The organism is Veillonella sp. 27098_8_77, from assembly GCF_041431535.1.
In the GTDB taxonomy this organism is placed as follows: domain Bacteria; phylum Bacillota; class Negativicutes; order Veillonellales; family Veillonellaceae; genus Veillonella.
In genome coordinates, this window is record NZ_JAPVXW010000010.1 from 46029 (window position 1) to 71460 (window position 25432).

Here is a 25432-nt window from a genome sequence, read left to right on the forward strand (position 1 = left end):
TAGTATAGTAATACATCATTAATATTCTACTTTTTACTCAAAACAAGATATTATTGTTACGGTTTATGAAATTTTGGTCTTATGACCTTCATGAAAACTTCATATTTATAAGTAGCATTAATCTTTATATAAGTAAGATTATCTTTACTTATAAGTCTAGACCGACTATACTTATCTTGTCAACACCAGAACTCATTTATTCTGCATATTACAGGAGGCTATATGGCTATTCAACGACTATTTGTAAGAAAACGTGATGCTTTTGCTAATGAAGCAGCACATGTATTAGCTACATTACAGCAAGAATTACATGTACCAGCTACAGTCGTGCAAATCTATGAACGTTATGATGTAGAAAATCTTAGCGATGACGCATTACAAAAGGCTAAACATTTGATTTTTTCTGAACCGCCTGTTGATTTAGTAGCAGAAACATTAGATATTCCAGCAAATGCTTTTGTCTTTGCTATCGAATATGTACCAGGGCAATACGATCAACGTGCAGACAGTGCGGAGCAATGTATTTCTATGCTCACACTTACAACAGGTCATACCGTTCGTTGTGCAAGAGTATTTGTCATAGAAGGTACTTTCACAAACGAAGAAAAAGAATCAATCAAACAGTATTACATCAATCCTGTTGATTCTAGAGAAGCAAGTCTCGAGTTACCTGATACCTTGGCACTTAAGCTAGAAGAGCCAGAAGATGTAGCTATCATCGACGGTTTTACAGAAATGTCAGACGATGCACTACAAGATATGATTAGCGAATATGGACTCGCTATGACATTGGCGGATATCAAATTAATTCAAGAGCAATACAAGAATGTAGAAAAACGCAATCCAACGATTACAGAAATTCGCTTATTCGATACATATTGGTCCGACCATTGCCGTCATACTACATTTATGACAGAGTTAACGGATATTACTATCGAAGATAGCCGTTTCACAGAACCAATTAAGGAAGCCCTTGAAGAATACACTGAAGGTCGCAATTTGTTATATACAACTAAGGTGAAAGCTCGTTCTCTCATGGATATGGCCACATTAGCTGTAAAAGAATTGCGTCATGCAGGTGGCCTTACTAACCTTGATGAATCCGAAGAAATCAATGCATGTACTATCATCGTTCCCGTTGATGTAGATGGCAAAGAAGAAGAATGGCTCTTACTATTCAAAAACGAAACTCACAATCACCCAACTGAAATCGAACCTTTTGGTGGTGCTGCCACATGCCTTGGCGGTTGTATCCGCGATCCTTTAAGTGGCCGTTCTTATGTATATCAAGCTATGCGCATCACTGGTAGCGGAGACCCTCGCACACCACTAGCCGATACACTAGAAGGCAAGCTACCTCAAAAAAAGATTACTGTTGAAGCCGCACGTGGCTATTCCTCCTATGGTAACCAAATCGGTCTTGCTACTGGCGAAGTTAAGGAATACTATCATCCAGGTTATGTGGCAAAACGTATGGAAATCGGTGCTGTTATCGGTGCTGCTCCGCGCAATCAAGTGCGACGTGAAGTACCAACACCAGGTGATATCATCGTACTACTCGGTGGTAAAACGGGTCGTGATGGCTGCGGTGGTGCTACCGGTTCTTCTAAGGAACATACATTAGAATCCCTCGCTACATGTGGTGCAGAGGTTCAAAAAGGGAATGCCCTTACAGAACGTAAAATTCAACGCCTATTCCGTCGCCCTGAGGTAACAACACTCATCAAACGTTGTAATGACTTTGGTGCTGGTGGTGTTTCCGTAGCCATCGGCGAACTAACAGATGGCGTTACCATCAACCTTGATTTAGTGCCTAAAAAATACGACGGCCTCGATGGTACAGAACTCGCTATTTCCGAATCCCAAGAACGTATGGCTTGTGTCATTGCACCAGCTGATGTAGATGCATTTATGAAGTATTGCGATGAAGAAAACCTTGAATGCACAATCGTTGCGGATGTAACCGACACAAATCGCCTCATCATGACATGGCGCGGAGAAACAATTGTCGATATCAGTCGTGATTTCTTAAATACAAATGGGGCAAGTCAACAACAAGAAGCTGTAGTAACAGCTCCTACTGAAAAATCTTATTTCCGCCGCGGTTCTGCCAGTGCCGACAATTTCAAAGATCAATGGCTCGAAGCAATATCTACATTAAACACTGCTTCTCAACAAGGCTTAGTAGAACGCTTTGATAGCACAGTTGGGGCCAATACGGTTCTCATGCCATTTGGTGGTAAATATCAAAAAACACCTACCCAAGGTATGGTGGCAAAATTACCAGTTCTTCACGGTGAAACGACAACAGCTAGTATCATGACACATGGCTTTGTACCTGAGTTGTCCGCTTGGAGTCCATACCATGGTGCACAATATGCAGTTCTATTATCCGTTGCTAAATTAGTAGCTCTCGGCGGTCGTCGTCAAGATGCATACTTAACATTACAGGAGTACTTTGAACGTTTATACTCCAAAGAATCTTGGGGTAAACCAGTCGCTGCACTCCTAGGTGCGTATAAAGCACAAAAAGAACTTGAAATCGGTGCCATTGGTGGCAAGGATTCCATGAGTGGTACATTTATGGATTTAACAGTGCCTCCTACCCTCGTATCCTTCGCAGCGGTAACAGCTCCTGTAAAAAATATTGTAAGCCAAGATTTAAAAGGCCCTAACCATCGACTCGTATACTTTGATGTACCTCGTACGTACAACGATACACCTGACTGGGATCACTTCAAGGAAAATTGTGATATCTTACAAGAGGAAATCGAAAAAGGCCGCGTATACTCTGTCTATGTAGTAGACCAAGGTGGCATCCCTGAAGCAATTTCCAAAATGGCTCTCGGCAATAAAATTGGCGTTAAATTCGACAAATATGCGGAACGAGCAATTTTCCAACCGGCTATTGGTTCTTTCATCGTAGAAGTAGATATTACAGCGGTTAACCATTTACTTGAATTATCCGATGTTCGCGTTATTGCAGTTACCCAAGATACTCCTGTTATCGAATGGAACGGACAATCTGTAACACTTGATGAAGTTGAAAAAGCATACGAAAAACCTTTAGCGGATATCTTCCCATTGGAAGCAAAATCTGGTACCGGTGAAGCAGTAGCCTACATTCACGATCAACACGCAAAACCTCGTAGTACATCCTTAGGCGCCAAACCAAAGGTACTTATCCCTGTATTCCCTGGTACTAACTGCGAATTCGATTCCGCTCGTGCCTTTGAACGAGCTGGTGCCATTGCCGACATCGTATTGATTCGCAACCAAACGCCAGAACAATTAAAAGAATCTATTGACGTAATCAAAGCTAAATTAGCAGAGTCTCAAATTCTTATGTTTCCTGGTGGCTTTAGTGGTGGCGATGAACCAGATGGGTCCGGTAAATTCATGGCTACCCTATTCCGTAACCCATATCTTGCAGAAGGCCTCGAAAACCTACTTTATAAACAAGATGGTCTAGTTCTCGGTATCTGTAACGGTTTCCAAGCATTGATTAAATTAGGTCTATTGCCTGGTGGCCATATTGAAACATTAACGGCAGATCACCCTACATTGACATACAATACCATTGGACGCCACGTATCCCGTATGGCCAACACTAAGGTTATTTCTACAAAATCTCCTTGGATGTGTGAAGCTAAAGCTGGCGAAATTTATACAGTTCCTATTTCTCATGGTGAAGGTCGCTTTATTGCCTCCCCACAACAAGTATTGGGATTCAATAAAACTGGTCAAATTGCTACACAATATGTTGACTTTGACGGCATTGCATCCATGGATGGGCGCTTTAATCCTAACCAATCCGTAGCTGCTATCGAAGGCATTTATAGCCCTGATGGCCGCGTATTTGGTAAAATGGCGCACTCCGAACGTTGTGGTGCAGATATTAGCAAAAATATTCCAGGCAACTTAGAAATGCCAATCTTCACATCCGGCGTAAAATACTTTAAATAATCTATATGGCCCATTCTTCGGAATGGGCTATATTTGCAAACTTTCACAACATACATTCTAATATGTGAAAGTTATCACAGTTATATCACATTGACATATATCGATATATTGATTTTTTTCGAAAAAAACTGTATTATAAGATGTCAATATAATTAATTAAACCGTCATCGCATGGATGAGGTTAGTTATGTATATACATATGTGTAAGGAAAGGATATTACTATGCATTGTGCTCAAAAAATGACCCATAATATCTACTGGATTGGTAGTAATGACTGGACAACTGAACGTTTTGAAAACTTATTCCCTATTCCAAATGGTGTAAGCTACAATAGCTATTTCATCGATGATGAAAAAACTTGTGTTGTTGATGCAGTTGATGCAGAAATTCGCGAAGAATACTTCGACAACTTATCTCACCTTTTAAATGGTCGTGACCTCGATTACATCATCGTAAACCATATGGAACCTGACCACTGCCAAACATTGTTAGAAACATTGGAACGCTATCCAAATTGTAAAATGGTTGGTAATGCAACAACATTCCGCATGTTCGAGCAATTCTACCGCACACCAAAGCCTGACCAATACTACACAGTTAAAGAAGGCGACGAAATTTGCTTAGGTAAACATACCCTTGTTTCTTATACAATGCCTATGGTTCACTGGCCAGAAGTAACTTGTACGTATGAAAAATCTACAGGTACATTGTTCTCTGCTGACGCATTTGGTACATTTGGTACAATCAATGGCAACATCTTTGCTGACCAAACTGATTTTGTAGCAACCTATGAAGATGAAGCTCGTCGTTACTACACAAATATCGTTGGTAAATATGGTCCTCAAGTACAAAATGCAATTCGCAAGGTTTCCGGCCTTGAAATCAAACGCATTGCTCCACTTCATGGTCCAATCTGGCGTACACCTGAAACGATTGAATATATCTTGCACAAATACTTGCACTGGTCTAGCTACACAGCTGAGAAAAAAGGCGTTGTTATCGCTTTCGGTTCCATGTATGGCAACACTCGTGACATTGCTCAACAATTGGCTAAACAATTGTCTAAACGCGGTGTTACAGATATTAAAATCTACGATGTTTCTAAAACAAATGCTTCCTACATCATCGCTGATGCTTGGAAATATACAAACTTGGTAACAATTGCACCAACATACAACTTGAACCTATACCTTACTATGGAAAACTTCATTCATGAGTTGAAAGCACTTAACTTCCAAAATCATAAGGTATCCATCATCGGTAACCATTCCTGGGCTTCCGCTGCAATGAAAACAATGGTTGCTCACTTCGAAAATGACTTCAAAGACATTGAAATCGTATCCGAACCACTTGATATCAAATCCTCTTTGAAAGAAGAAGATATTCCATTAATCGAAAAAATGGCAGACGATATCAAAGCATCCATCGATGCAGCAGAAATCAAAGAAGTATTATAATATACAGACTAAAAGCCGTCCTTCGGGGCGGCTTTTTAAAACTCTTATGAAACTATAATAATTCTACTATTTTGTTCTTGACATAAATCTAACTTTTTCATATACTATACAAGTACCTGTTACACAACAGAATACATGGAGAGGTGTCCGAGCGGCTGAAGGAGCATGATTGGAAATCATGTGTGCGGTTATACCGTACCCAGGGTTCAAATCCCTGTCTCTCCGCCACATATAAGAAGGTTATCTGAAGGATGACCTTCTTTTTTTTGTATATGAAAGAGGGACTGTATCTAAACAGCCCCTCTCATTTATTTTACATGTATTTGTTTTGCAACTTCACGAATGATATCAGGATTTGTTCGGCAACATCCACCAATTATGTTCGCACCAGCCTTGCGCCATACATCAACATAATCAATAAAGCTTTGCTGCCCACCTGACCATGTTTTAGTTTCTCCATCATAGGTTTCACCAAGATTTGGATATACGGCAATCGGTTTATCTGTGACAGACCGAATATCTTTGATTAAGGACTCTACATATTCCGGTGCTGTACAGTTAATACCTATGCCCGTTACTTGACGCACCTTATCAATCATTTCAGCGCATTTAATGATGGTCTCACCGCTTGAGATATGATGTTCATCTTTACAGGAAAAGGAAATCCATGCAGGAATACCTTTTGTCGTAAACGGATCACACAAAGTACGAGCGATGGCAATAGCTTCATCATAAGATGGAACAGTCTCACACGCTATAACGTCTGGATTTTCTTCACAGAACAATGCCATACGTGGAATATGGAATACCTCGAGATACTCTGTTTGTACACCATAATTTCCATGGTACTCAGAACCATCTGCCAAAAAGGCCCCATAAGGCCCTACGGAAGCTGCTACTAAAGGTTTTGGTAAGGCCCCCTCAGAAAAGTAGCGCACACTACCTTCTGGCAACTGTTCACCTAATGTAATACCACGCAATGTAAGAGCATCATTAGCTTTAGCCTCTAAGAATTCATTACGAGCCTGTACGGCAATACGCACAGATGATTTAACCAGTTCAAGAGCCTCTTCCGTACCACAGCCATAGGATTTAAAACCTGCTACTGTCGCTTGATAGCCAGCACTTTCAATAATATCTGCACCAGCGGCCAAATACGCAATATGCAGCTTTTTAAGGGCTTCTGGATTTTCAATGAGCATCTTAGCAGACCATAGTTTATCACTAATGTCGTATCCAAGACGTTCTAATTCAGTCCCTAGTGCCCCATCTAATACAAGGTGCCCTTTCTCTTTGATTATATCTAAAAATGCATTACGTTTTGCCATTCTATCACCTATTTTCGCTCTCTAATGAATTCATTATAAACATATCATATCACCCTATATATCCTAGGTCAATAATTCCTACCATATAAATATGCTTTATTTGATATTGATTATATCTATAACAAAAAGGTACTCATCACAATTTGATTATCTCCATATAGAAAACGCTCTCTATGAATTGCATTCATAGAGAGCGTTATTCATGATCCTATTATAAAGGATTCATATTATTTAGCTGTTTTTTTGTCTTTAATATACATAGCTACCTTGTACAAGAATGCACAGAGTAATAAGTACATTACAATACTGAGGTATGTTGCTTCTGGTGTTTCTACCCATTCTTGAGCAAATACATCAATACCTGCTATACGAAGTACAGCACTGAACAAGGAACCAATAGCACCACCGGCTACGAGACCAGAAGCGATTGTACTACCTTTAGAGAAGCGAAGGTCTGCCAACGCTTTATCTTTTGTACTATTTTGTACAAAGTATGCAATCAAACCACCAACGAGTAATGGTGTGTTGATTTCCATTGGTAAATATGTACCTAGGGCAAATGCCAAAGGTGGAACTTTTACCATCCACAAAATAATTGCGAACAATGCGCCTGCCATGTATAAAGGCCATTGTGCACTACCACCAGTCATCATAGGTTCGATGATAGCAGCCATCGCATTCGCTTGAGGCGCATTCAATGCATGGTCTCCTACGAAACCATAAGCGCCATTTAATAAGATCATGACACCTACAGAAAGTACAGCACAAAGAATGGTACCAACGATTTGCCATTGTTCCATTTTCTTAGGTGTGGCACCTGTCATGTGCGCTACCTTAAGTTCGGACATAAAGTTACCAGACATGCCGATGGTCGTACCGATGAAGGATGCCATCATGAGGACTGCAATCATACCTACTTTACCAGTCATGCCAGCAGCTGTTAAACATACAGCCGAGATGATAATCATAAAGATTGTCATACCGGATACCGGTTCTGTACCAGTATAGGCAATGGAGCTAATACCGACTACAGCAAGTAAGAAGGACATGATTAAAACAATCAAGAATGCTACGCCTGTTTGAGCGAGGCTTTCAGAATACATAAAGTGGAAGTATACGGCAAATAAAACGGTACATAACAAGATGCCTGCACCAATCCAGGATGTAGGAACGTCGCGTTGCGTACGGAGCAAATTAACCTCTGTAGTTTTGGATGTGAATATATCTAAAACTGCTTTTTTAACAACGCTGCCAACCACCTTAGACATGCTCAAAAGGCCAATGATGCCGGCCATAGCAAGCATACCGATACCGATATGACGCACATAATCAAGGAATACCTTACGAATTGGCGCATCCGCTAAAAATACGGATTGACCATTGATGTGCATCACATGTTCTGGTGCTAAGAAGTACACAATCGGAATACATACGAACCAAGAGAAGAATGAGCCCGCTGCGATAATCGCTGCATAGCGAAGGCCTGTAAAATAACCAAGACCAAGCAATGCTGCATCAGTATCTACGGCAGCCGTCAATTTAGTTTGGTCGGCTAAGGCAGCGCCCCATTTAAATGTAGCTGTACGAATGACCTCTTCCCACCAGCCAAGGCTGTTTAGGATAAAGTCATATACGAGAGCAATAAGGCCTGAACCTAACATCAATTTAGCTTTGCTACCTTCATTACTCATCAATACTTCAGCTGCAGCACGACCACTTGGGAACGGATACACATAGTGCATTTCTTCTACAAAGTAGCGACGGAACATAACGCATAATAGAACACCAAGTACGCCACCGAGAATAATTGGAATTGCCATTTGTGTAAAGGTTACATCTGTTACACCCCAAATGTAAAGGGCTGGCAAGAAGAACATAGCCCCAGCTAATGTGTTTGTACTAGAGCTAGCGATTGCTTGAATGTGTACAGTTTCAGCAAACGCATTTTTCCGTTTCAAAATAACTGCTGTACCCATGGCAAGTACAGATACTGGAGCAAAGGCATCTACTGTTTGACCAATTTTCAAACATAGATAGCCAACAGCCAGTGTAAAGATTGCTGCATAGAACAGGCCCCAAAATACTACGTATGAATTAATTTCTTCGTAGTCCTTTTTAGGATCAAGTACCGGTTCTACGGGCGGAATAGAACGAGTTTCGTCCGACATGGTAAAACCTCCTCATAAAAAACACAAACGTATATCTATCCACCTTTATACTATCACGGCATTATGTGTGTTTCAATTGCTTTATATGCATAATGCGAATATTTTTACATATTATACAGGGATACACTTTGCATTTTATGTACTACTGGTCTACAATTAGATTATGAATGGACCATTTAGGTCTACCCATGGTATCAACCAATTATATATTCAATACATTAGGAGGCTTATTATGGAACCAATGGTTGAACGTTTTGTACGCTATACAAGCATAAATACAAGGTCTAACGAGGAAAGCACAACGATTCCTAGTACGCAAACACAAGTCGATTTTGCGACTAATGTACTCGTCCCTGATTTGAAAGCAATCGGTCTTGATGAGGTCATCTACAATCGAGAAAACGGATTTGTCATTGGTACATTACATGCTAATACAGATGCAAAGGCTCCTTCGATTGGCTTTATTGCCCATATGGATACGGCCGACTATAACGCAGAAAATATTAAACCACGCATCATTGAAAACTATGATGGCAACGATATTTGTCTCAATGAAGAGCATCAAATTTTCACACGTCGCGAAGATTTCCCTAATTTAAAAAACTATATCGGCAAATCTCTAGTCGTAACCGATGGTCTTACATTGCTAGGCGGCGATGATAAGGCAGGCATCTGCGAAATTATGGAGGCCCTCTCCTATCTTGTGGCTCACCCAGAAATCAAACATGGTAAAATCATGTGCGCCTTTGGCCCTGACGAAGAAATCGGCACTGGTGCAGACCATTTTGATGTAAAACAATTCCCTGTAGACTTTGCCTATACAATCGATGGTGAAAGCCTAGGTCAACTCGAGTATGAAACATTCAATGCAGCTGGCGGAACTGTGACGCTCAAAGGTGTATCAGTACACACTGGTACAGCGAAGGGAATCATGATTAACTGTGCTAAACTGGCTATGCAATTTGATGCGCTATTACCAGGGGCCGCTGTTCCTGAACACACCTGTGGTCGTCAAGGTTTCTTTATGCTTATGAGCATGGAAACACAAGTGGATACAGGTAAGATGAACTATATTATCCGCGACCATGATAAAGAATTGTTCGAAGCGAAAAAAGCATTCTTCCTACAAGCCGGTCAAACATTAAATGAAATCTATGGCCGCGAAGTATGCGAAGTATCTGTCAAAGATCAATATTACAATATGTATGACATCATCAAAGATAATATGGAATGTGTAAACGTAGCCAAAGCGGCCATGGAAAAAGCAGGTATTACACCTATTTGTGATCCTATCCGAGGTGGTACCGATGGCTCTAAAATTTCCTTCATGGGTATTCCAACACCAAATATCTTTACCGGTGTAGAAAACCTTCATGGACGTCATGAATTTGCATGTATTGACGATATGAAAAAAGCTGTCGAAGTTATCGTTAACATCGTAAATATCGAAAAATAATACCACATAAAAGCAAAATGACTATTCGAGCAATAGCTCGAATAGTCATTTTTTATTAATCTATAAAATTATATATCCAATGTAAAAGAGCATCTTACGCAAGTTTACCATTGCGTTTACGATTTCTAATTTGTTCTTCTTCAGCACGTGCTTTCAAGGAAAGATCTTTATCTGTCCCTACATAACGGCCATAGAACAAATAGTACGCAACTAACGCTACAAGGGCAACGACTACAGTTACATGGAACATGCTTGTGTACCCTACCACTTCTTTAATAGCACCTAAGATATATGGACCAAAGCCAAGACCAACATCCAATGCGATAAAATATGTTGATGTAGCAACACCAATACGGTGAACCGGTACAATTTTAACGGTTACTGCTTGTCCATTAGACATGAATGTACCATAACCAAGACCAACGAATACGGAGGATAACAGTACAAGCCATGTAGTGTGAGCAATGGATAGTAAGAAAATACCAAGCGCTAAAGATACGAAGCAAGGATATAAAACGAAGTTTTCCCCTTTCATATCGAATAGGATGCCAAGTAACGGTCTTGTGATGGTAATAACTACGGCATATACAACAAAGAAGAATGTGCCGGCCATGATAAGATCTAAATCCTTTGTATAGGCCGCCATAAAGCCGATAACACCAGAATATGCAAAACCTACAAGCACCGAAACGAGGCTAATAGAATTCATACGAGGTTCAATATAATCGGAAATCTTAATACCCTTATGAGCTTCAGACTCAATATCGAGCTTAGGTTCCTTAAACTTCATAATTACGGCGCCAATGCCACAAATAACGATAAGGGCAACACAGAACGCAATGATAAAGTCATAACCAAGACTATGAAGCATCAAGATACCTAAGAATGGACCTACTGCAGCAGCAAGGGATGTAGACAAACCATAATAGTTAATTCCTTCACCGCGACGCGATTGAGGAATAATCGCTGCAATAATAGTACTAGTCGCAGTAGATGTAATACCATAAGCAAAACCATTTAAGAAACGCACACTATCAAGCATTAACAAATTAGGTGTGTAAAAATACATGGCTGTTGAAAGTAGATAAATTAATAAGCCGAGATACAACATCTTGCGGCAGCCCAACACGCTAATGAAGCGACCTGCTAGCAACCGTGCTACGACGGTACCAATAATATATATACCAACGGCTAAACCTGCTTGACTAGCTGTGGCATGAAGGTTATCTTTTGCAACTACGGCAATAATAACGATTAATAAATAATAAATCAAAAATACTAAGAAATTAATCAAAGTATCGAGGACAAATGATCTTGTCCATAAGGCCTCCTTAGCCTTATCCATAGTACCAACTCCATTTTCTAAAATATTTGTCAACCACAATGACATTGGTTAATTATAGACCTCTCATTATAAAAATCAAGAATTAAAAAGTTATTGTTGTTATCACTTTTAATTATGACTAATGCTATATTATTATACATTGAAAATATATAGTTATTTAGTGTATTCACTCAAATTTTTAATAATAAAATACCTTTGATAAACCCCACTTTAATATATCAATTAAAGCAGAGAACCAAAGGTATTTTATAGTATAAATTGATTCTATTATTTTGTTTGTAAACCACAAGCTTTAAAGAACTCTTTATAAGCATCTGCTTTTTTTACAAGGCTCAATGGATACGCCCTAGAAGTAGATGGCAAACGCGTCAAGGAAAGTTCTCGCCCTTCATAAACAAAAGGAATTGTTTCCCCTGTTTTTGGTAATTTTACCTTTTCTGGTAACATACCAAGCAAGATTTCTGTAGCCTTACCACCAGTTGTGCCAATGTGCTTACAGTTTGGAATTTGATCTAGCACATCTTTCAAGTTAACCGTTTCCACAACAGTAAGAAATGCATCAGATGCGTTACCATGCTCGCGAATCGCCTTATATACGGTCGGACAAGATGCAATACCTATTTGGTCCAAAAACGATTTAATCTTGTCTGGATCCATGGCTTTTTCTTCGCCTTTTCTAAAGTATTCTTTATCATCAAAGAATACTAGTCCAAACACACGCCACATATCATTTTGGAAATTAGGGTAATGGAATTCCATAGCACGCTTAGAAGCTTCCGGTGGGAATGTTCCCATCATCATAACCGTTGCATCCTTTGGCAAGAATGGCGGAAATGGTCTCGTTTCTACAACTTTATCGGATTCATTGTTAATAGTAGTATTATCACTCACGATACACATCTCCTTATTATTCATGTTAATTATCTATATTTACAGTAACAAGTTCATACCACAGATACTATGATAAAATTCACCTTTTACTGAACCATCGGTTGCGTCATAATGGTATTAACCGCATCAAAACCTGTTGGTACAGGAGATACGAGATATAAACATACAACGGCAGCTATAGCAAACCCAATCGCTAGGTAAGAGAATGTGCCACGTTTAGGGAATTCATATAATCCGAACATGCGTATACCAATGGCCGCACCAATGGCAGTAATAAAAGATGGCAAGGAGAACATGCCATATACGCCAAAGATAACCATCAATCCAGCATAACCACCTACTACAGTAATCATAGGCAACATACGATCCATAGGACTCTTATAATCACGTGTTAACCCAGATGGATAGTTAGAGCTTTCAATACCGAATAAACCAAGGAGAATGCCAAAATCAACCCAGATAAATTCCCAAATGCCTTTAAATGCATTTCGATTACGGCCTGCATACCAAGCAAAACCTGTAATTGCTAAAATAGCTAAACCAACTAAGCCAAAATAGTAATCCCCACTAATAGTAGGACCTACATAGGCACCAATAGCTGTTACAACGGCACTTAGAATAGCCAGTACAATGACGCGATGAACGGCTGGACGTTCTCGTTCAGGGATGCGTTTATATACAGTGGCGAGTAATTCCAAGACAAAGCACGCCATAAATACAGCAATACCAATAGCAGGATTAATAAAGATGCCTATTGCCGTTAATACTAAAGGAATCAATAGACGCCATTTAGGAAATAGCACAAGATCTTTGTAATCTAGTCGTACATCTTGTGTTTCAGCAGTAAAGTTGTTGTACACCACAAAAAGGAGCATAAAGGCAACCACATCTAATGGTGTAGCCCCCCATATCAATAAGGTTGGTACGATAATCATGGACAATGCGACGCCAGATATTCTAGATAAACCAGCTGCAACAAAGCCTAAAAGCAAAAATGGTAATAATAATGTTAAATATTCGAACATAATAAACCTCCCATCATATAAATCTAAGTATATAGTAATTAACCACAAATTACTATACCGAATGGTTTAAGGTTTATATTGATTCCACTTCAATTCCTAGTTGCATATCATCCTGTAGCAGCTATAAACTTTATGATTGTTGCCGTTTCAAACGATTTCTAATAACCGATGTAGAACATTCGAGTTGTCGTGCAATGGCCGCTATAGATAATCCTGCCATCCGCAATCTACTAATCTCACCAATATCTACTTCTAACCGTTTGCCCCTCAACACAACACCAGACTCTCGCAGATATAATGCTACCGTATTAGCTTGTAATTGATAGGCAATTCCTATATCTTTTGTGCTCAACCCGTGACGACTATAAAGATAACTCATTTCATCTATGGGTAAATTTCTGCGTCGCCCACCACGTACAGAAACACCCATGTGATGTAATATGTGTAATACCTTCCACCGTGAAAGTCCCATCATACGGGCAATACAAGATGTGCTATTACCACTTTCATAGGCCTTTTTAATGCGATCTGGTTCTACACTATGGATTGAATTAGTATGTGTGCAAAGCAATCCATACTCATGTAATCGATTGGATATGGTCGCAGTGGATACATTAAAACGGCGGGACAATGATTCAATACTCGTATGACTCACTTCATATAGATTAACTAAAGTTGCTCGATTGATATCTTTACGCGTTTCACGTCGTGGAATCTGATACATCTGCATACGCCTCACAATTGTATCTACGCTACACCCAATATAATCGGCAATATCCCGTAAGGTCCACTTTTCTTTAACATATAGATTCTCTAACAATTCTCTCGGAATATTTCGTACACTGCGATACATATAATCGCTCCTTTCATATATGTTAGGCACACCACATAACCTACCTATTACACATATTATGAAAGCTTAACTCTATATATTGCAATAGAAAAAGGGTTCCCAATAGTCACCCCCGTGACCATTAGGAACCCTTGTCTTTATTAGGAACATATATACATTATCGCGCCCTATGTCGCAATGCTTTTGGTTTTTCTAGTATAAAAGCCCATTTCATACCTTCTTTAATATCACTACGCGATTTACGATTCTTCTTCGTAGTTATAGGCTTCACATGAGCACCTATATCATTAAGAAGGACCTTACCTTCCTCCATTGTCTTTTGGCGTTTAAACTCAGCTAATCGTTCCGTTAATGATGCTCCAGAATTCATATCGTTAGCCTTTATACTTGGCACAACAGGTTTATCAATCACGATTGGCTCTGCGTTACGTTTAACTATTACCTTTTCAAGAGTCTGTTCTAACACTTGAATAGGTGCATTAGTGGCGGGTTTCTCTTCATGACGTTCTTTGATAACAGAAGTTACTTCTTCTAGCTTACGTTGAATGGGAATACCATATTCACGCTCCATATCCTCCCACGTCTTTTCAGCGCCTGAGTTTTCATACTCATCAGCATCTTCATTCTTTGAGCTTTTTAAAAAGGAGAATACAATATATCCGATAATCGCAAGGATAAGTATAGGGTTATGCACAAAGGCCGATAATACTGTAGACAAAATAGAGTCCATAGCTACTCCTATTCACCATCTGCTAAATTTTCACGCATCTTAGTGTCAGCAATAATATTGTTCATATTATAGTAATCCATAACGCCAAGATTGCCATTTCTGAAAGCTTCAGCTAATGCCTTTGGAACTTCTGCTTGTGCTTCCACAACCTTAGCTTGCATATCTTGTGTTTTAGCACGCATTTCTTGTTCTGTCGCTACAGCCATAGCGCGGCGTTCTTCGGCACGAGCTTGAGCGATTTTCTTATCTGCTTCTGCTTGGTCTGTTTGCAATTGAGCACCGATGTTACGTCCAACGTCTACGTCAGCAATATCGATAGATAAGATTTCGAATGCAGTACCCGCATCAAGACCTTTACCCAATACGGTACGAGAGATATGATCTGGATTTTCAAGTACATCTGTATGCTCTTCAGAGGAACCTACCGTCGTTACGATACCTTCACCTACACGGGCGATGATTGTCGCTTCACCAGCACCACCAACGAGGCGGTCGATATTGGCACGTACAGTTACACGAGCACGAACCTTTAATTCGATACCATTTTTTGCCACTGCAGAGATAATTGGCGTTTCAATAACCTTAGGATTAACGGACATTTGAACCGCTTCCAATACATCACGACCAGCGAGGTCGATAGCGGCGGAACGTTCAAATGTCAACGGAATAGATGCACGTTCGGCAGCGATTAACGCATCTACAACTCGGTCAACGTCACCACCTGCAAGGTAATGCGCTTCCAATTGATTTACATTAACCTCAAGGCCTGCTTTATTCGCCTTAATCAAAGGCATTACGATTTGAGATGGATTTACACGACGTAAACGCATACCAACCAATGTGAAAATGCCTACGTTAACACCGGCTGCCAACGCGGATACCCAAAGGCCTAAAGGCACAACATACAAGAATACCATAATCCCAATCAGTAGAATGGGAATCAAAATTAAAATACCTACATCCATAATAACCTCCATTATTTACGACGATGTGGTGAAAGCTTAGTCGCGCTTTCTAACAATATTGCGGCCACCTACAACACGAAGCACCACAATGGGTGAACCGGCATCGATGAAGTCCCCTTCGGTTACAACATCCACTAAATTACCATCTATTTTAGCGATACCTGCAGGGCGTAGTGTTGTGTGAGCTATGCCCTCCTTGCCAGCTAGATTTTGTAATACATCATTAGATACATAGCCAGCTTTTGTAGTAGATCGTTGTCCTAAGGTAAAAAGTTTGCCAATCCAAGTTTTTGAAAAGTGATTAAAGAAGGTTAATAATACGACTACTAATACAATCGTAATACCAAGTACGGCATATAAGGCTATATCTGTTCCACCAAGGCCGATAAATACGCCCCACATAAATAAACAATACCCGATAAGGCCCGCAATACCACCTGGTACAACCAATTCAATAACCATCAATACAAGGCCTATAATAAGCCAAAAAATATAATCCATATAAACCTCCTTTCACAAAACATTTCATACAATATATTATACAATAGACATTTATATTTTTCCAATAGACACAAACCATTCTGTATATATACCTGCCCTATTTACGACAAAACGCGCAGCCTAAGCTGCGCGTTAGAATGTATAAAATTATTCAATTACACATCGGTCTTTTTTAACTGTTCGTTGCCTATACCAGTTTTTTGTAGGATAAGGAGTACAATACTCATCCCCATACCTACAACAGTTGCGAGGCCCATCCCTTTTAAAACTACAGGGCCTATAACAAGTTGGGCACCACTGAGGCCAACAACAAGAATAACAGATGTAAGAATCATGTTTACGGGATTTGTATAGTCAACCTTACGTTCTACAAGCATACGCAAGCCAGAAGCAGCGATAATACCAAACAATAAGATGGATACACCACCCATAACAGGAACTGGAATGGCATGGATAAGAGCGGCTACCTTGCCTACGAAGGAAATAATCATAGCCAATACAGCTGCACCACCGATAACCCAGACGCTAAAGCATCGTGTAATCGCTAACACACCGATGTTTTCACCATAGGTCGTATTTGGTGTGGCTCCAAAGAAGCCAGAAAGGATATTAGCAAGACCGTCACCTAATAAAGACCGTTCTAAGCCAGGATCTTTCATAAGATCTTTAGATACGATATTACTAGTAACAACTAGGTGACCTACGTGTTCTGCAAATACTACAAATAGTGCAGGCATAATCATAACGATAGCATTAATGTCGAATTCTGGCATGCCATAAAATTGTGGCAACGAGAACCATGGCGCTGCTTCAACAGCGGAGAAATCGACAACGCCCATGATAGCAGATAAGATATAACCTGCCACTACGCCGATAAGCACAGGAATAACAGCAAGGAATCCGCGGAATACGACGGTTCCTAGCAAGGTTACAATTAAGGAGAACATAGACACAATGATAGCCTGTTCATGAGACATTCCGAGGTTTTGATCACCGATAAGTCCGGCCATGCCCATAGCGACTGGAGCTAGTTCAAGACCGATGATGGCAACAATGGCCCCCATTGCAGCTGGTGGAAATAATTTATCAATCCATCCGATGCCGATATAGCGAACTAAGAAGGATAAAATAACAAAGGATAAGCCAAATACAACGAACGCACCTTTTGCCGCCTCATAACCTAATCCTGCAGCCAACACCGCACTGACAGGAGCAATAAAGGCAAAGCTAGAGCCTAAATAGGCTGGAATCTTGCCTTTACATACAAATAAGTACAACAATGTACCAATGCCATTCATAAATAGTGCCGTTGCTGGATCGACTTTCAACAAATACGGTACCAGTACGGTAGAGCCAAACATGGCAAACAAATGTTGAAAACTAAGCGGCAATAATTTACCCAACGATGGGCGTTCTTGAATATCAATAAAATCGTTCATAATTTTCCCTCATACACAACACATATATTATCGTTTATTTGGTGGCACAAAACGGCCTGGTAATTTAGGTTCAACAGGTCTATTGGGTTTGAATCGACTCTGCGTTTCCTCGCGCAAGGATGGTAAGGTCTCCTTAGTACCTATTGGTTTAACACCTTCTACACCACGTCTCGCAATACTTGCCAAAATACCGATGGCCAAACAGTTCATCATCAAGGAAGATCCACCATAGCTGACGAATGGCAATGGTACACCTGTTACAGGCAACATACCACAAACCATGGCGATATTAAAAAATGCTTGACCACTGATAAGAATCGTAATACCAATGGCTAACCATCTACCAAAGGCATCGCGTGCCCTATTGGCAATGCGAAATCCAAAATAGGTAAACATAGCCATCAAGAATACGACCGTAATACCGCCTAAGAATCCCATTTCCTGAGCCCAAACAGCAAAGGCAAAATCCGTATGTGCTTCAGGTAGATAAAAGTACTTGGATGTACCATTTAGAAAGCCTTGTCCAAAGAATCCACCGGAGCCTACGGCTAACAAACCTTGTACAGTTTGATAGCCTTTGTCTTGTGCATAGGACCATGGATCAAACCAAGATACAACGCGTTCCCACCGATACGAACTACTTTGAGCTGCATAAAAGCCACCTAAAGCAGCCACAACCAAAGATAAACCAAATACACTTTTTTCAAAGCCTGATAAGAATATTAACAAATAGGAGAAACCTATAATCAATACGGCAGTCCCCATATCTGGTTGTTTAATAGTAAGGCCTGCAAATATGATTGGCCACAACAACATATAGCCCATGTATTTTACGCGTTCAATAATATACCAAAAGAAAACTTCTTTTCGGGACAACCCTTTTTTAGGTTTGAACATAGATGTAAATCTCGGTTTCACCCACGGTGTATCGGCCAATTTCGCTGCTGTCCACAATAATGCGGCCAACTTCGCGAACTCAGATGGTTGAAACGAAAATCGTCCCAATGAGATCCAACGACGTGCACCATTCACCTCTACACCAACAAGATATATGGCCAATAACGATACTGCGGTCAAGCCCATAATCCATATGAGTAATTTGGCATTCTGCAAGCGCCGATAGTCAAACCGATACAAAAGCACACCTAATATAGCAGAAACCAATAAATAGCCCAAATGTCTAGGCGCATAGCCCAACAATCCATCATCGGTGGTAATAGATCCAACATAAGTAGCACTAAAGATATTAATGCTACCAATCAGGGTCATTAAGATTATAGGCAATAACATGCCTTGTAGGTCATTCTTAAACACCTTCTCCCAAAAGTGTTTTTTCTTTTCCCCTTTTTGCAACATATTATACCTCCTTAGTAACAGCTGGTTTCACTGCTTCTAGTCGGAAAATAGGTTGTCCTTTTGCACTAAACTTTTCTTCATATTCTGTTTTTACATTTGGTAAATCTGTACTATGTAAATCGTAGGTTACATTCTTAAGTTCCCACTCACAATTCTTGAACTCCTCTAAGGAGAACATAAATAAATCTTCATTATCCGTTTTAAAATGAACTTCACCATTATCCTTTAATAGACGAGCATAACGATCAAGGAATGTGTGATATGTTAACCGTCGTTTAGCATGCTTTGCCTTTGGCCATGGATCGCAGAAATTGATGTAGAATCGATCTACTTCGCCAGGTGCTACGATTTCTTCAATACCGGCAATATCAAATAACGATACCTTTGCATTATCGCGCTGCGCTTCAAAAATCTTTTGCGCTGCATAATAAATAACGCCGATTTGAACTTCAAAACCCACAAAATTTGCATCTGGATATGCTTCAGACATGCCTGCAATAAATCGCCCCTTACCAGTGCCTAGTTCCATATATAATGGGCGTTCAGGATGCGAAAAAGCCTCTCGCCATTTTCCCTTATAAGCTTCTTGACCTGATAAAATAATGTGTGAATCATACTCATGGATAGCTTCATCAATCCACGGTTTTCTACGAAGACGCATCGTTACTCCTTCTATGTATATTCTGAAAGTACTATATTACATAACTAATTGTTACCTATCTTTATTATTATAGAAAAATGCTTTACTTTACGTCAATTAGTAATATAAAAAAGCCCCTGTCATTATAAAATGACAAGGGCTCATCATTAATTAGATAGCATATTTTCTAAGTACTCAATTTGTTGTGGACTCAAACCGAGCTCGGTTAAGCTTTTCTTGGATGTAGCAAATACAGCATTTGATTTACCGACGCGAGTACCTAATGCTGCTGCCGCAACGAGTTCACGATCAAGTTTACCTAGTCGTGATCGATTTCTATTTTGTGGTTTCGGTTTCTTGATACGGAATGTATTGTATTTAACAGCCGTTGATGCTTCATCTGCTTTAATCTTAGCAGCTACATTATTACCATTAGCACCATTGCCTAATAACGCACTAAGACCTACCCGTTTAGGCACAAGCTTATCATAATCTACACCAAATTCTGGGCGTTCTTCACGAAGTTGCTCAAAAGCAGCAAGAGCCGCATTCATTTGCTTTAAACCAGCTGCAGAATACAATTGGCGAATAGCAATGCTTACCTCTTGAGGCGTCAATGTACCGCGTTCAATAGCAGAGATAATCGTTTCCTTCAATGATGCAAGGTCTCCACTGGCCGTATAACGTCCAATTTCAACAAGATCTTTTTGACGTTCGTTTAGCTCTTTTGGTACGTATATATTAAATTCTGAGATGGAAGGTGCCTTCTTTGTTACCGGTTCGGCTGCACCATTTACCTCACACAGATAACCACTGCTTACTACAGCTAGAGCCACTGCCAAAGTTAAAACCTTTTTCAACGTTTCCAAGTCTCCCTTTATACACCAACAAAAGCACGTTTATATACTAATTAATATAGATTTCTAAATTAATTAAACTGTATTATATATCAAATTGAGTTAGTCTGTTATTATTATATACTACTTCATCTATTATTTATAGTCATATTAATAAAAAACTATAAAATATTTTATTTATAAACAGCTCATCATATATTCAAAAGTAGTAGCTTCTATGCTAACTAATAGAAGCTACTACTTAACGTCATTACTTATAAATAATTTTTATAAATATAATAGCACAACTCTTGTTTAACGCAACATACATTTTGCATCATTTACAATTTGTTCTACAGAAACACCATTTTCTCGTAACAGTTCAGCCGCATCATAACGATCGTGGAATTCTTTAGCAATGCCATAGTTTTTAACACGCATTGCTGATGGTCCATAGAAGCTAGCCACACGTTGGCCCCAACCACCTTCTACTACACCATCTTCCAAAGTAAATACTACAGAATGATTAGCTTTTAATGACTCTAATAACTCTTCATCAAGGCCAGAAGCAAATTTAGGATTTACTACCGTTGCATCAATACCAACTTTAGCCAATTCATCAGCTACTTGGTTAGCTAGATGGTAAAAATTACCAAGGCCTAATAAAGCAATACGTTCACCATGACGAGTCACCTCAGATTTATTTAAAATACTATAGTCAGTCGTATCCGGTACACCAGTAGATATAAATTTACCTACAGGTACGCGAATTGCTACAGGGTACTCGTGTTGATGAACAGCATATTTCGTCATAGCCAATAGTTCTTCATTATTTGTTGGTGCTAAATAAACCAGGTTTGGAATGCTTGTAAGCATTGGAATATCAAAGAAACCTAAATGAGTGACATCGTTCATGCCATATACAGACGCCATATGATTGATAATGACCGCACTGTTATTATTCACACAAAGATCTTGTACCAATTGGTCATAAGTGCGTTGTAAGAAGGTACTATCTACACTGAACACTGGCTTAGCACCATTTTTTGCAATACCAGAACTCATTGCAATGGCATGTTCCTCCGCAATACCAACGTCAATATATTGTTTTCCTGCAGTCTTACGCCATTTTGGAGTAAAACCAAAACCACCTGGTGTACCTGCATTGATAGCCACTACAGTTGGATCGACTTTAATTTGTTCCATCAAATAATCTGCGATAGTGCCTGCATAGGTTGGACCGTGATGTTCCTTTTTAGGTTTACCAGTTTCTAAATCAAATGGCATTGTCCAGTGAAAGTCTTCTTTATGTTGCTCTGCAATGGCATAGCCCTTACCTTTTTGAGTAACAATATGTAACACGATTGGGTGATTAATGTCTTTTACCTCCTTAAAGACATTAATTAATGTTTCTAAATCATTCCCCTTTGCTACAAAACGATAATCTAAACCAAGTGCCTTGAAAATATTGTTAGAACTTTCACCATTAGACTCACGCAATTCACGAAGGCCGCGATATAAACCACCATGATTTTCTGCAATAGATTGATCATTATCGTTAATGATGATAATCATGTTGCTGTTTAATGTGGCTGCATAATCAAGACCTTCGAAGGCCTCCCCACCAGATAGGGACCCATCGCCAATGATGGCGATAATATTTTCAGAATCCCCTTTCAAATTTCGAGCTGTAGCTAGGCCAGATGCCAAGGAGATAGATGTGGAGGTATGACCAATGTTGAAGAAGTCATGCTCACTTTCAGTAGGATCTGTATAGCCTGTTACATCATCATAATGATTGTGGTCTAAAAATGCCAACGCACGACCTGTGACCATTTTATGTACATAGGACTGATGAGAAACATCATATACAATTTTATCAACGGGAGAATTAAACACGTAATGTAAAGCAATGATCATTTCGGCAGCGCCCATAGGTGGACCAAAATGACCACCGTGCTCGGAAACCTTTGTCATAAGAGCTTGACGAGCTTGTGCTGTTAAGTCTGTCAATTCAGAAATAGATAAGCCTTTTAAATCGGCTGGAGATTTTATATTTATTAAATCCATAAAAGTTCCTTTCTTTCAAGTATAAATACTACTAACATATACTACAATCTAAGAAAAAAAGCTAGTCCATACAGAACCAGCTTTTATATAGCAAAAAGGCGGCATAACCAAATGGTTATACCGCCTTGATTCATCAATTATTCTGCAGTGAATGGCAATAAAGCGATTGCACGTGCACGTTTGATAGATGTAGTCAATTTGCGTTGATGTTTTGCGCAAGTACCGGAAATACGACGAGGTAAGATTTTGCCGCGTTCAGTCGTAAAACGACGAAGTTTAGCAACATCTTTATAGTCGATTTGATCGATATGGTCTGCACAGAAAACGCATACTTTTCTTCTTGGCTTTCTGCCTCTATCTCTTCTCATTGCGAATCCTCCTTTTCGAATTAGTAGGAGTCTCGGACACTAGAACGGGATGTGTTCTTCATCGCCGCCTGTACTGAAACTATCAAAATTGGACCCACCATCGAAAGAATTAGTATTCATATCAAGGGATTGGCCCACAAAGTTCGCTACCACTTCAGTAACGTAACGTTTTTGACCATCCTGAGTCTCGTAGGAACGAGTTTGCAAGCGACCTTCTACAAAGCAGCGACTGCCTTTACGAAGATTACCTGCCGCTTCACCAAGCTTGCCCCATGCAACGCAATTAATGAAAGCAGTTTGTTCTTTCGTTTCATTCGTTGTAGAGTCAACATAAGTATTAGTAGCAGCTACTGTGAAAGTCGCTACTGCTCTACCAGTTTTAGTAAAACGTACTTCAGGATCACGAGCTAAATTACCTAGAATTTGTACAGAGTTCATCTTTTCTCCTCCAGGCTTTAATTATGCATCGTGTTTAACAATCAGGTGTCTTAAGACATCATCGTTGATTTTCAACACACGGTCGATTTCTTTAATTTCAGCTGGATCAGCTTCGAAATTAACCAATACGTAGAAACCGTCAGTGAATTTTTTCACTGCGTAAGCAAGACGACGCTTGCCCCAACGATCTACCTTTTCTACTGTGCCGCCTACACGAGCAATTAAAGCTTCCACTTTTTCAATGACAGCGTTAGTTGCTTCTTCTTCAGCTGGTTTCACAATAACCATGACTTCGTATTTGTTCATACAAAATCACCTCCTCTTTCGGACTAATGCCCCTATCGACACATAGGGGTAGGAAGTGCTTACCATTAATAAGCTCTACTATTATAACCTATAAGTAGAATGAAAGCAAGTAGGTCTTATATAATAAACGGCTCATTATCATCAACTACATAAATACTCCTATGAGATGCTATTTTCTCTAAGTTCTCAGGACTATCAGTATGAACAGGAATAATAACATCAGGATTGACCATATCGATAAACTTAATTAAATCAGCCTTACATACATGACCACTTGCATGGCATATATAAGATGGATACGTATCTAGCAAATCTTTTAACGCCAGATTTTCCTCAATATATCCTGTCCACATAGAATATATAATACGCACATCATCTTTAGGAAATTTTTTAATTTGAGAAATATAATTTTCTGTTCCTCTTACCAAGGAAACAAATCCATTATCTATATAATATTTAGGATATGCCCCTATATCAAGAACTAGTGGACTATCAGGTCTACAATACAATGAACTATCATAGTACACATTATCAATCACCGTATCTAGAATTCTTTTCTGATACGCGTCACAAATTAATACCTTATCAGTCGGCATATTATGCCAAATCCCCATAATACGGTCAATATTCGTAGAGGAACACATAACAAAGACATATTTTCCATCTTGAATATATGAAGAAATATCGTCTAATACTGTGGTTTCAGATACGTATTTATCTGCGTCTCTTGACAAAGAAGTTCCCTCTGTAATTAATACATCAACCTCACCTATATAGGTTTTAACTAATTTCTCTACTACATGACTACGCAACCCATGCATCCGGAAATCACCTGTATATAAGACACGTTTACCTTCTGCTTCAATGACAAACATATAACTATCCACAGCACTATGGTCGATAACCAAAGGTCTAATATGTATATTTCCAATAGTGAAGGCTTCGCCTCCACGAAATGTATTTGCATCTAACAAACGTAAATATAAATCTTTATCTTGATGTTCAGTAGCTATCATAGCCACTTCCTTACTCAGTTCCCCCATATATAATGGTATTTCTGGTAATGCAGAGGTTAGTTGTCCTAAGTGATCCATATGATAATGTGAAATTACAATACCATCACAATCTAGTATCCCTTTTGTAACACCGTCTATATCTAAATTTATAGGTGTGTACTTTTCATCTAAACTTAATTCATTACCAAAATCCAGTATAATGCGGGTAGATGCTGTACTAATTTCTATGGCACTACCACCAATTTGATGAGTACCGCGATGTACAGTAATATTCATC

21 protein-coding genes and 1 tRNA gene are annotated in these 25432 nt (G+C 39.4%); 4 read left to right on the plus strand and 18 right to left on the minus strand.

Annotation, left to right across the window (positions count from 1 at the left end; all coding sequences use genetic code 11):
* Positions 1 to 222 precede the first annotated feature (222 nt).
* From O3617_RS07045 to O3617_RS07055, 3 genes are all read left to right on the plus strand, one after another.
* On the plus strand, positions 223 to 3966 hold the full coding sequence (locus O3617_RS07045; protein WP_371449307.1) for a phosphoribosylformylglycinamidine synthase: 3744 nt from the start codon (positions 223 to 225) through the stop codon (positions 3964 to 3966).
* Between the two features lie 222 nt (positions 3967 to 4188).
* Positions 4189 to 5424 carry an FprA family A-type flavoprotein gene (locus O3617_RS07050; RefSeq protein ID WP_371441847.1) on the plus strand — a complete coding sequence of 412 codons (1236 nt, stop codon included), beginning with the start codon at positions 4189 to 4191 and terminating at the stop codon, positions 5422 to 5424.
* Positions 5425 to 5561: 137 nt separating this feature from the next.
* Positions 5562 to 5652 (plus strand) — tRNA-Ser (locus O3617_RS07055).
* An 80-nt stretch (positions 5653 to 5732) separates the two neighbouring features.
* On the opposite strand, the gene mmuM is transcribed toward O3617_RS07055, so the two are convergent.
* Positions 5733 to 6752 (minus strand): homocysteine S-methyltransferase, encoded by a 1020-nt coding sequence (gene mmuM, locus O3617_RS07060; RefSeq protein WP_316598505.1) that lies wholly within the window; start codon positions 6750 to 6752, stop codon positions 5733 to 5735.
* A 227-nt stretch (positions 6753 to 6979) separates the two neighbouring features.
* Positions 6980 to 8920, minus strand: coding sequence for an OPT family oligopeptide transporter (locus O3617_RS07065; RefSeq protein ID WP_371449309.1), 1941 nt, complete (start codon positions 8918 to 8920; stop codon positions 6980 to 6982).
* Positions 8921 to 9152: 232 nt separating this feature from the next.
* Between O3617_RS07065 and pepT the strand changes: the two genes are divergently transcribed.
* Complete coding sequence (gene pepT, locus O3617_RS07070; protein ID WP_371449310.1) at positions 9153 to 10376, plus strand: peptidase T; 1224 nt, start codon at positions 9153 to 9155, stop codon at positions 10374 to 10376.
* 94 nt (positions 10377 to 10470) lie between these two features.
* On the opposite strand, the gene O3617_RS07075 is transcribed toward pepT, so the two are convergent.
* The 16 genes from O3617_RS07075 to O3617_RS07150 form a co-directional block, all read right to left on the minus strand.
* Positions 10471 to 11721, minus strand: a complete 1251-nt coding sequence (locus tag O3617_RS07075; RefSeq protein ID WP_371449311.1) for an MFS transporter — start codon at positions 11719 to 11721, stop codon at positions 10471 to 10473.
* A gap of 267 nt (positions 11722 to 11988) precedes the next feature.
* Positions 11989 to 12621 (minus strand): uracil-DNA glycosylase family protein, encoded by a 633-nt coding sequence (locus O3617_RS07080; RefSeq protein ID WP_371449333.1) that lies wholly within the window; start codon positions 12619 to 12621, stop codon positions 11989 to 11991.
* A gap of 77 nt (positions 12622 to 12698) precedes the next feature.
* The gene (locus tag O3617_RS07085) at positions 12699 to 13637 is read right to left on the minus strand and encodes a hypothetical protein (protein WP_371449312.1); all 939 of its coding nucleotides are present in this window, start codon (positions 13635 to 13637) and stop codon (positions 12699 to 12701) included.
* 130 nt (positions 13638 to 13767) lie between these two features.
* The gene (locus O3617_RS07090; protein WP_371449314.1) at positions 13768 to 14490 is read right to left on the minus strand and encodes a helix-turn-helix domain-containing protein; all 723 of its coding nucleotides are present in this window, start codon (positions 14488 to 14490) and stop codon (positions 13768 to 13770) included.
* A gap of 157 nt (positions 14491 to 14647) precedes the next feature.
* On the minus strand, positions 14648 to 15220 hold the full coding sequence (locus O3617_RS07095) for a hypothetical protein (RefSeq protein WP_371449315.1): 573 nt from the start codon (positions 15218 to 15220) through the stop codon (positions 14648 to 14650).
* 8 nt (positions 15221 to 15228) lie between these two features.
* Entirely contained in the window at positions 15229 to 16185 is a 957-nt protein-coding gene (gene floA / locus O3617_RS07100) for a flotillin-like protein FloA (RefSeq protein ID WP_005377705.1), read from the minus strand.
* Between the two features lie 36 nt (positions 16186 to 16221).
* A complete protein-coding gene (locus O3617_RS07105; RefSeq protein WP_371449317.1) occupies positions 16222 to 16686 on the minus strand; it encodes an NfeD family protein in 465 nt (154 codons plus the stop codon).
* Between the two features lie 155 nt (positions 16687 to 16841).
* Positions 16842 to 18125, minus strand: a complete 1284-nt coding sequence (uraA, locus tag O3617_RS07110) for a uracil permease (RefSeq protein WP_371449319.1) — start codon at positions 18123 to 18125, stop codon at positions 16842 to 16844.
* 27 nt (positions 18126 to 18152) lie between these two features.
* The gene (locus O3617_RS07115; RefSeq protein ID WP_371449321.1) at positions 18153 to 19481 is read right to left on the minus strand and encodes an FtsW/RodA/SpoVE family cell cycle protein; all 1329 of its coding nucleotides are present in this window, start codon (positions 19479 to 19481) and stop codon (positions 18153 to 18155) included.
* A 1-nt stretch (position 19482) separates the two neighbouring features.
* Positions 19483 to 20142, minus strand: a complete 660-nt coding sequence (trmB, locus tag O3617_RS07120; protein ID WP_371449323.1) for a tRNA (guanosine(46)-N7)-methyltransferase TrmB — start codon at positions 20140 to 20142, stop codon at positions 19483 to 19485.
* Between the two features lie 146 nt (positions 20143 to 20288).
* Positions 20289 to 20981 (minus strand): carboxymuconolactone decarboxylase family protein, encoded by a 693-nt coding sequence (locus O3617_RS07125; RefSeq protein ID WP_371449325.1) that lies wholly within the window; start codon positions 20979 to 20981, stop codon positions 20289 to 20291.
* 291 nt (positions 20982 to 21272) lie between these two features.
* A complete protein-coding gene (locus O3617_RS07130; RefSeq protein WP_371449326.1) occupies positions 21273 to 23027 on the minus strand; it encodes a 1-deoxy-D-xylulose-5-phosphate synthase in 1755 nt (584 codons plus the stop codon).
* 137 nt (positions 23028 to 23164) lie between these two features.
* On the minus strand, positions 23165 to 23395 hold the full coding sequence (gene rpsR / locus O3617_RS07135; RefSeq protein ID WP_004693795.1) for a 30S ribosomal protein S18: 231 nt from the start codon (positions 23393 to 23395) through the stop codon (positions 23165 to 23167).
* Between the two features lie 39 nt (positions 23396 to 23434).
* Positions 23435 to 23833, minus strand: coding sequence for a single-stranded DNA-binding protein (locus O3617_RS07140; RefSeq protein WP_371449327.1), 399 nt, complete (start codon positions 23831 to 23833; stop codon positions 23435 to 23437).
* A 21-nt stretch (positions 23834 to 23854) separates the two neighbouring features.
* Complete coding sequence (rpsF, locus tag O3617_RS07145) at positions 23855 to 24139, minus strand: 30S ribosomal protein S6 (protein WP_005377647.1); 285 nt, start codon at positions 24137 to 24139, stop codon at positions 23855 to 23857.
* A 116-nt stretch (positions 24140 to 24255) separates the two neighbouring features.
* Positions 24256 to 25431, minus strand: coding sequence for an MBL fold metallo-hydrolase (locus O3617_RS07150; protein ID WP_371449335.1), 1176 nt, complete (start codon positions 25429 to 25431; stop codon positions 24256 to 24258).
* Position 25432: the final 1 nt, after the last annotated feature.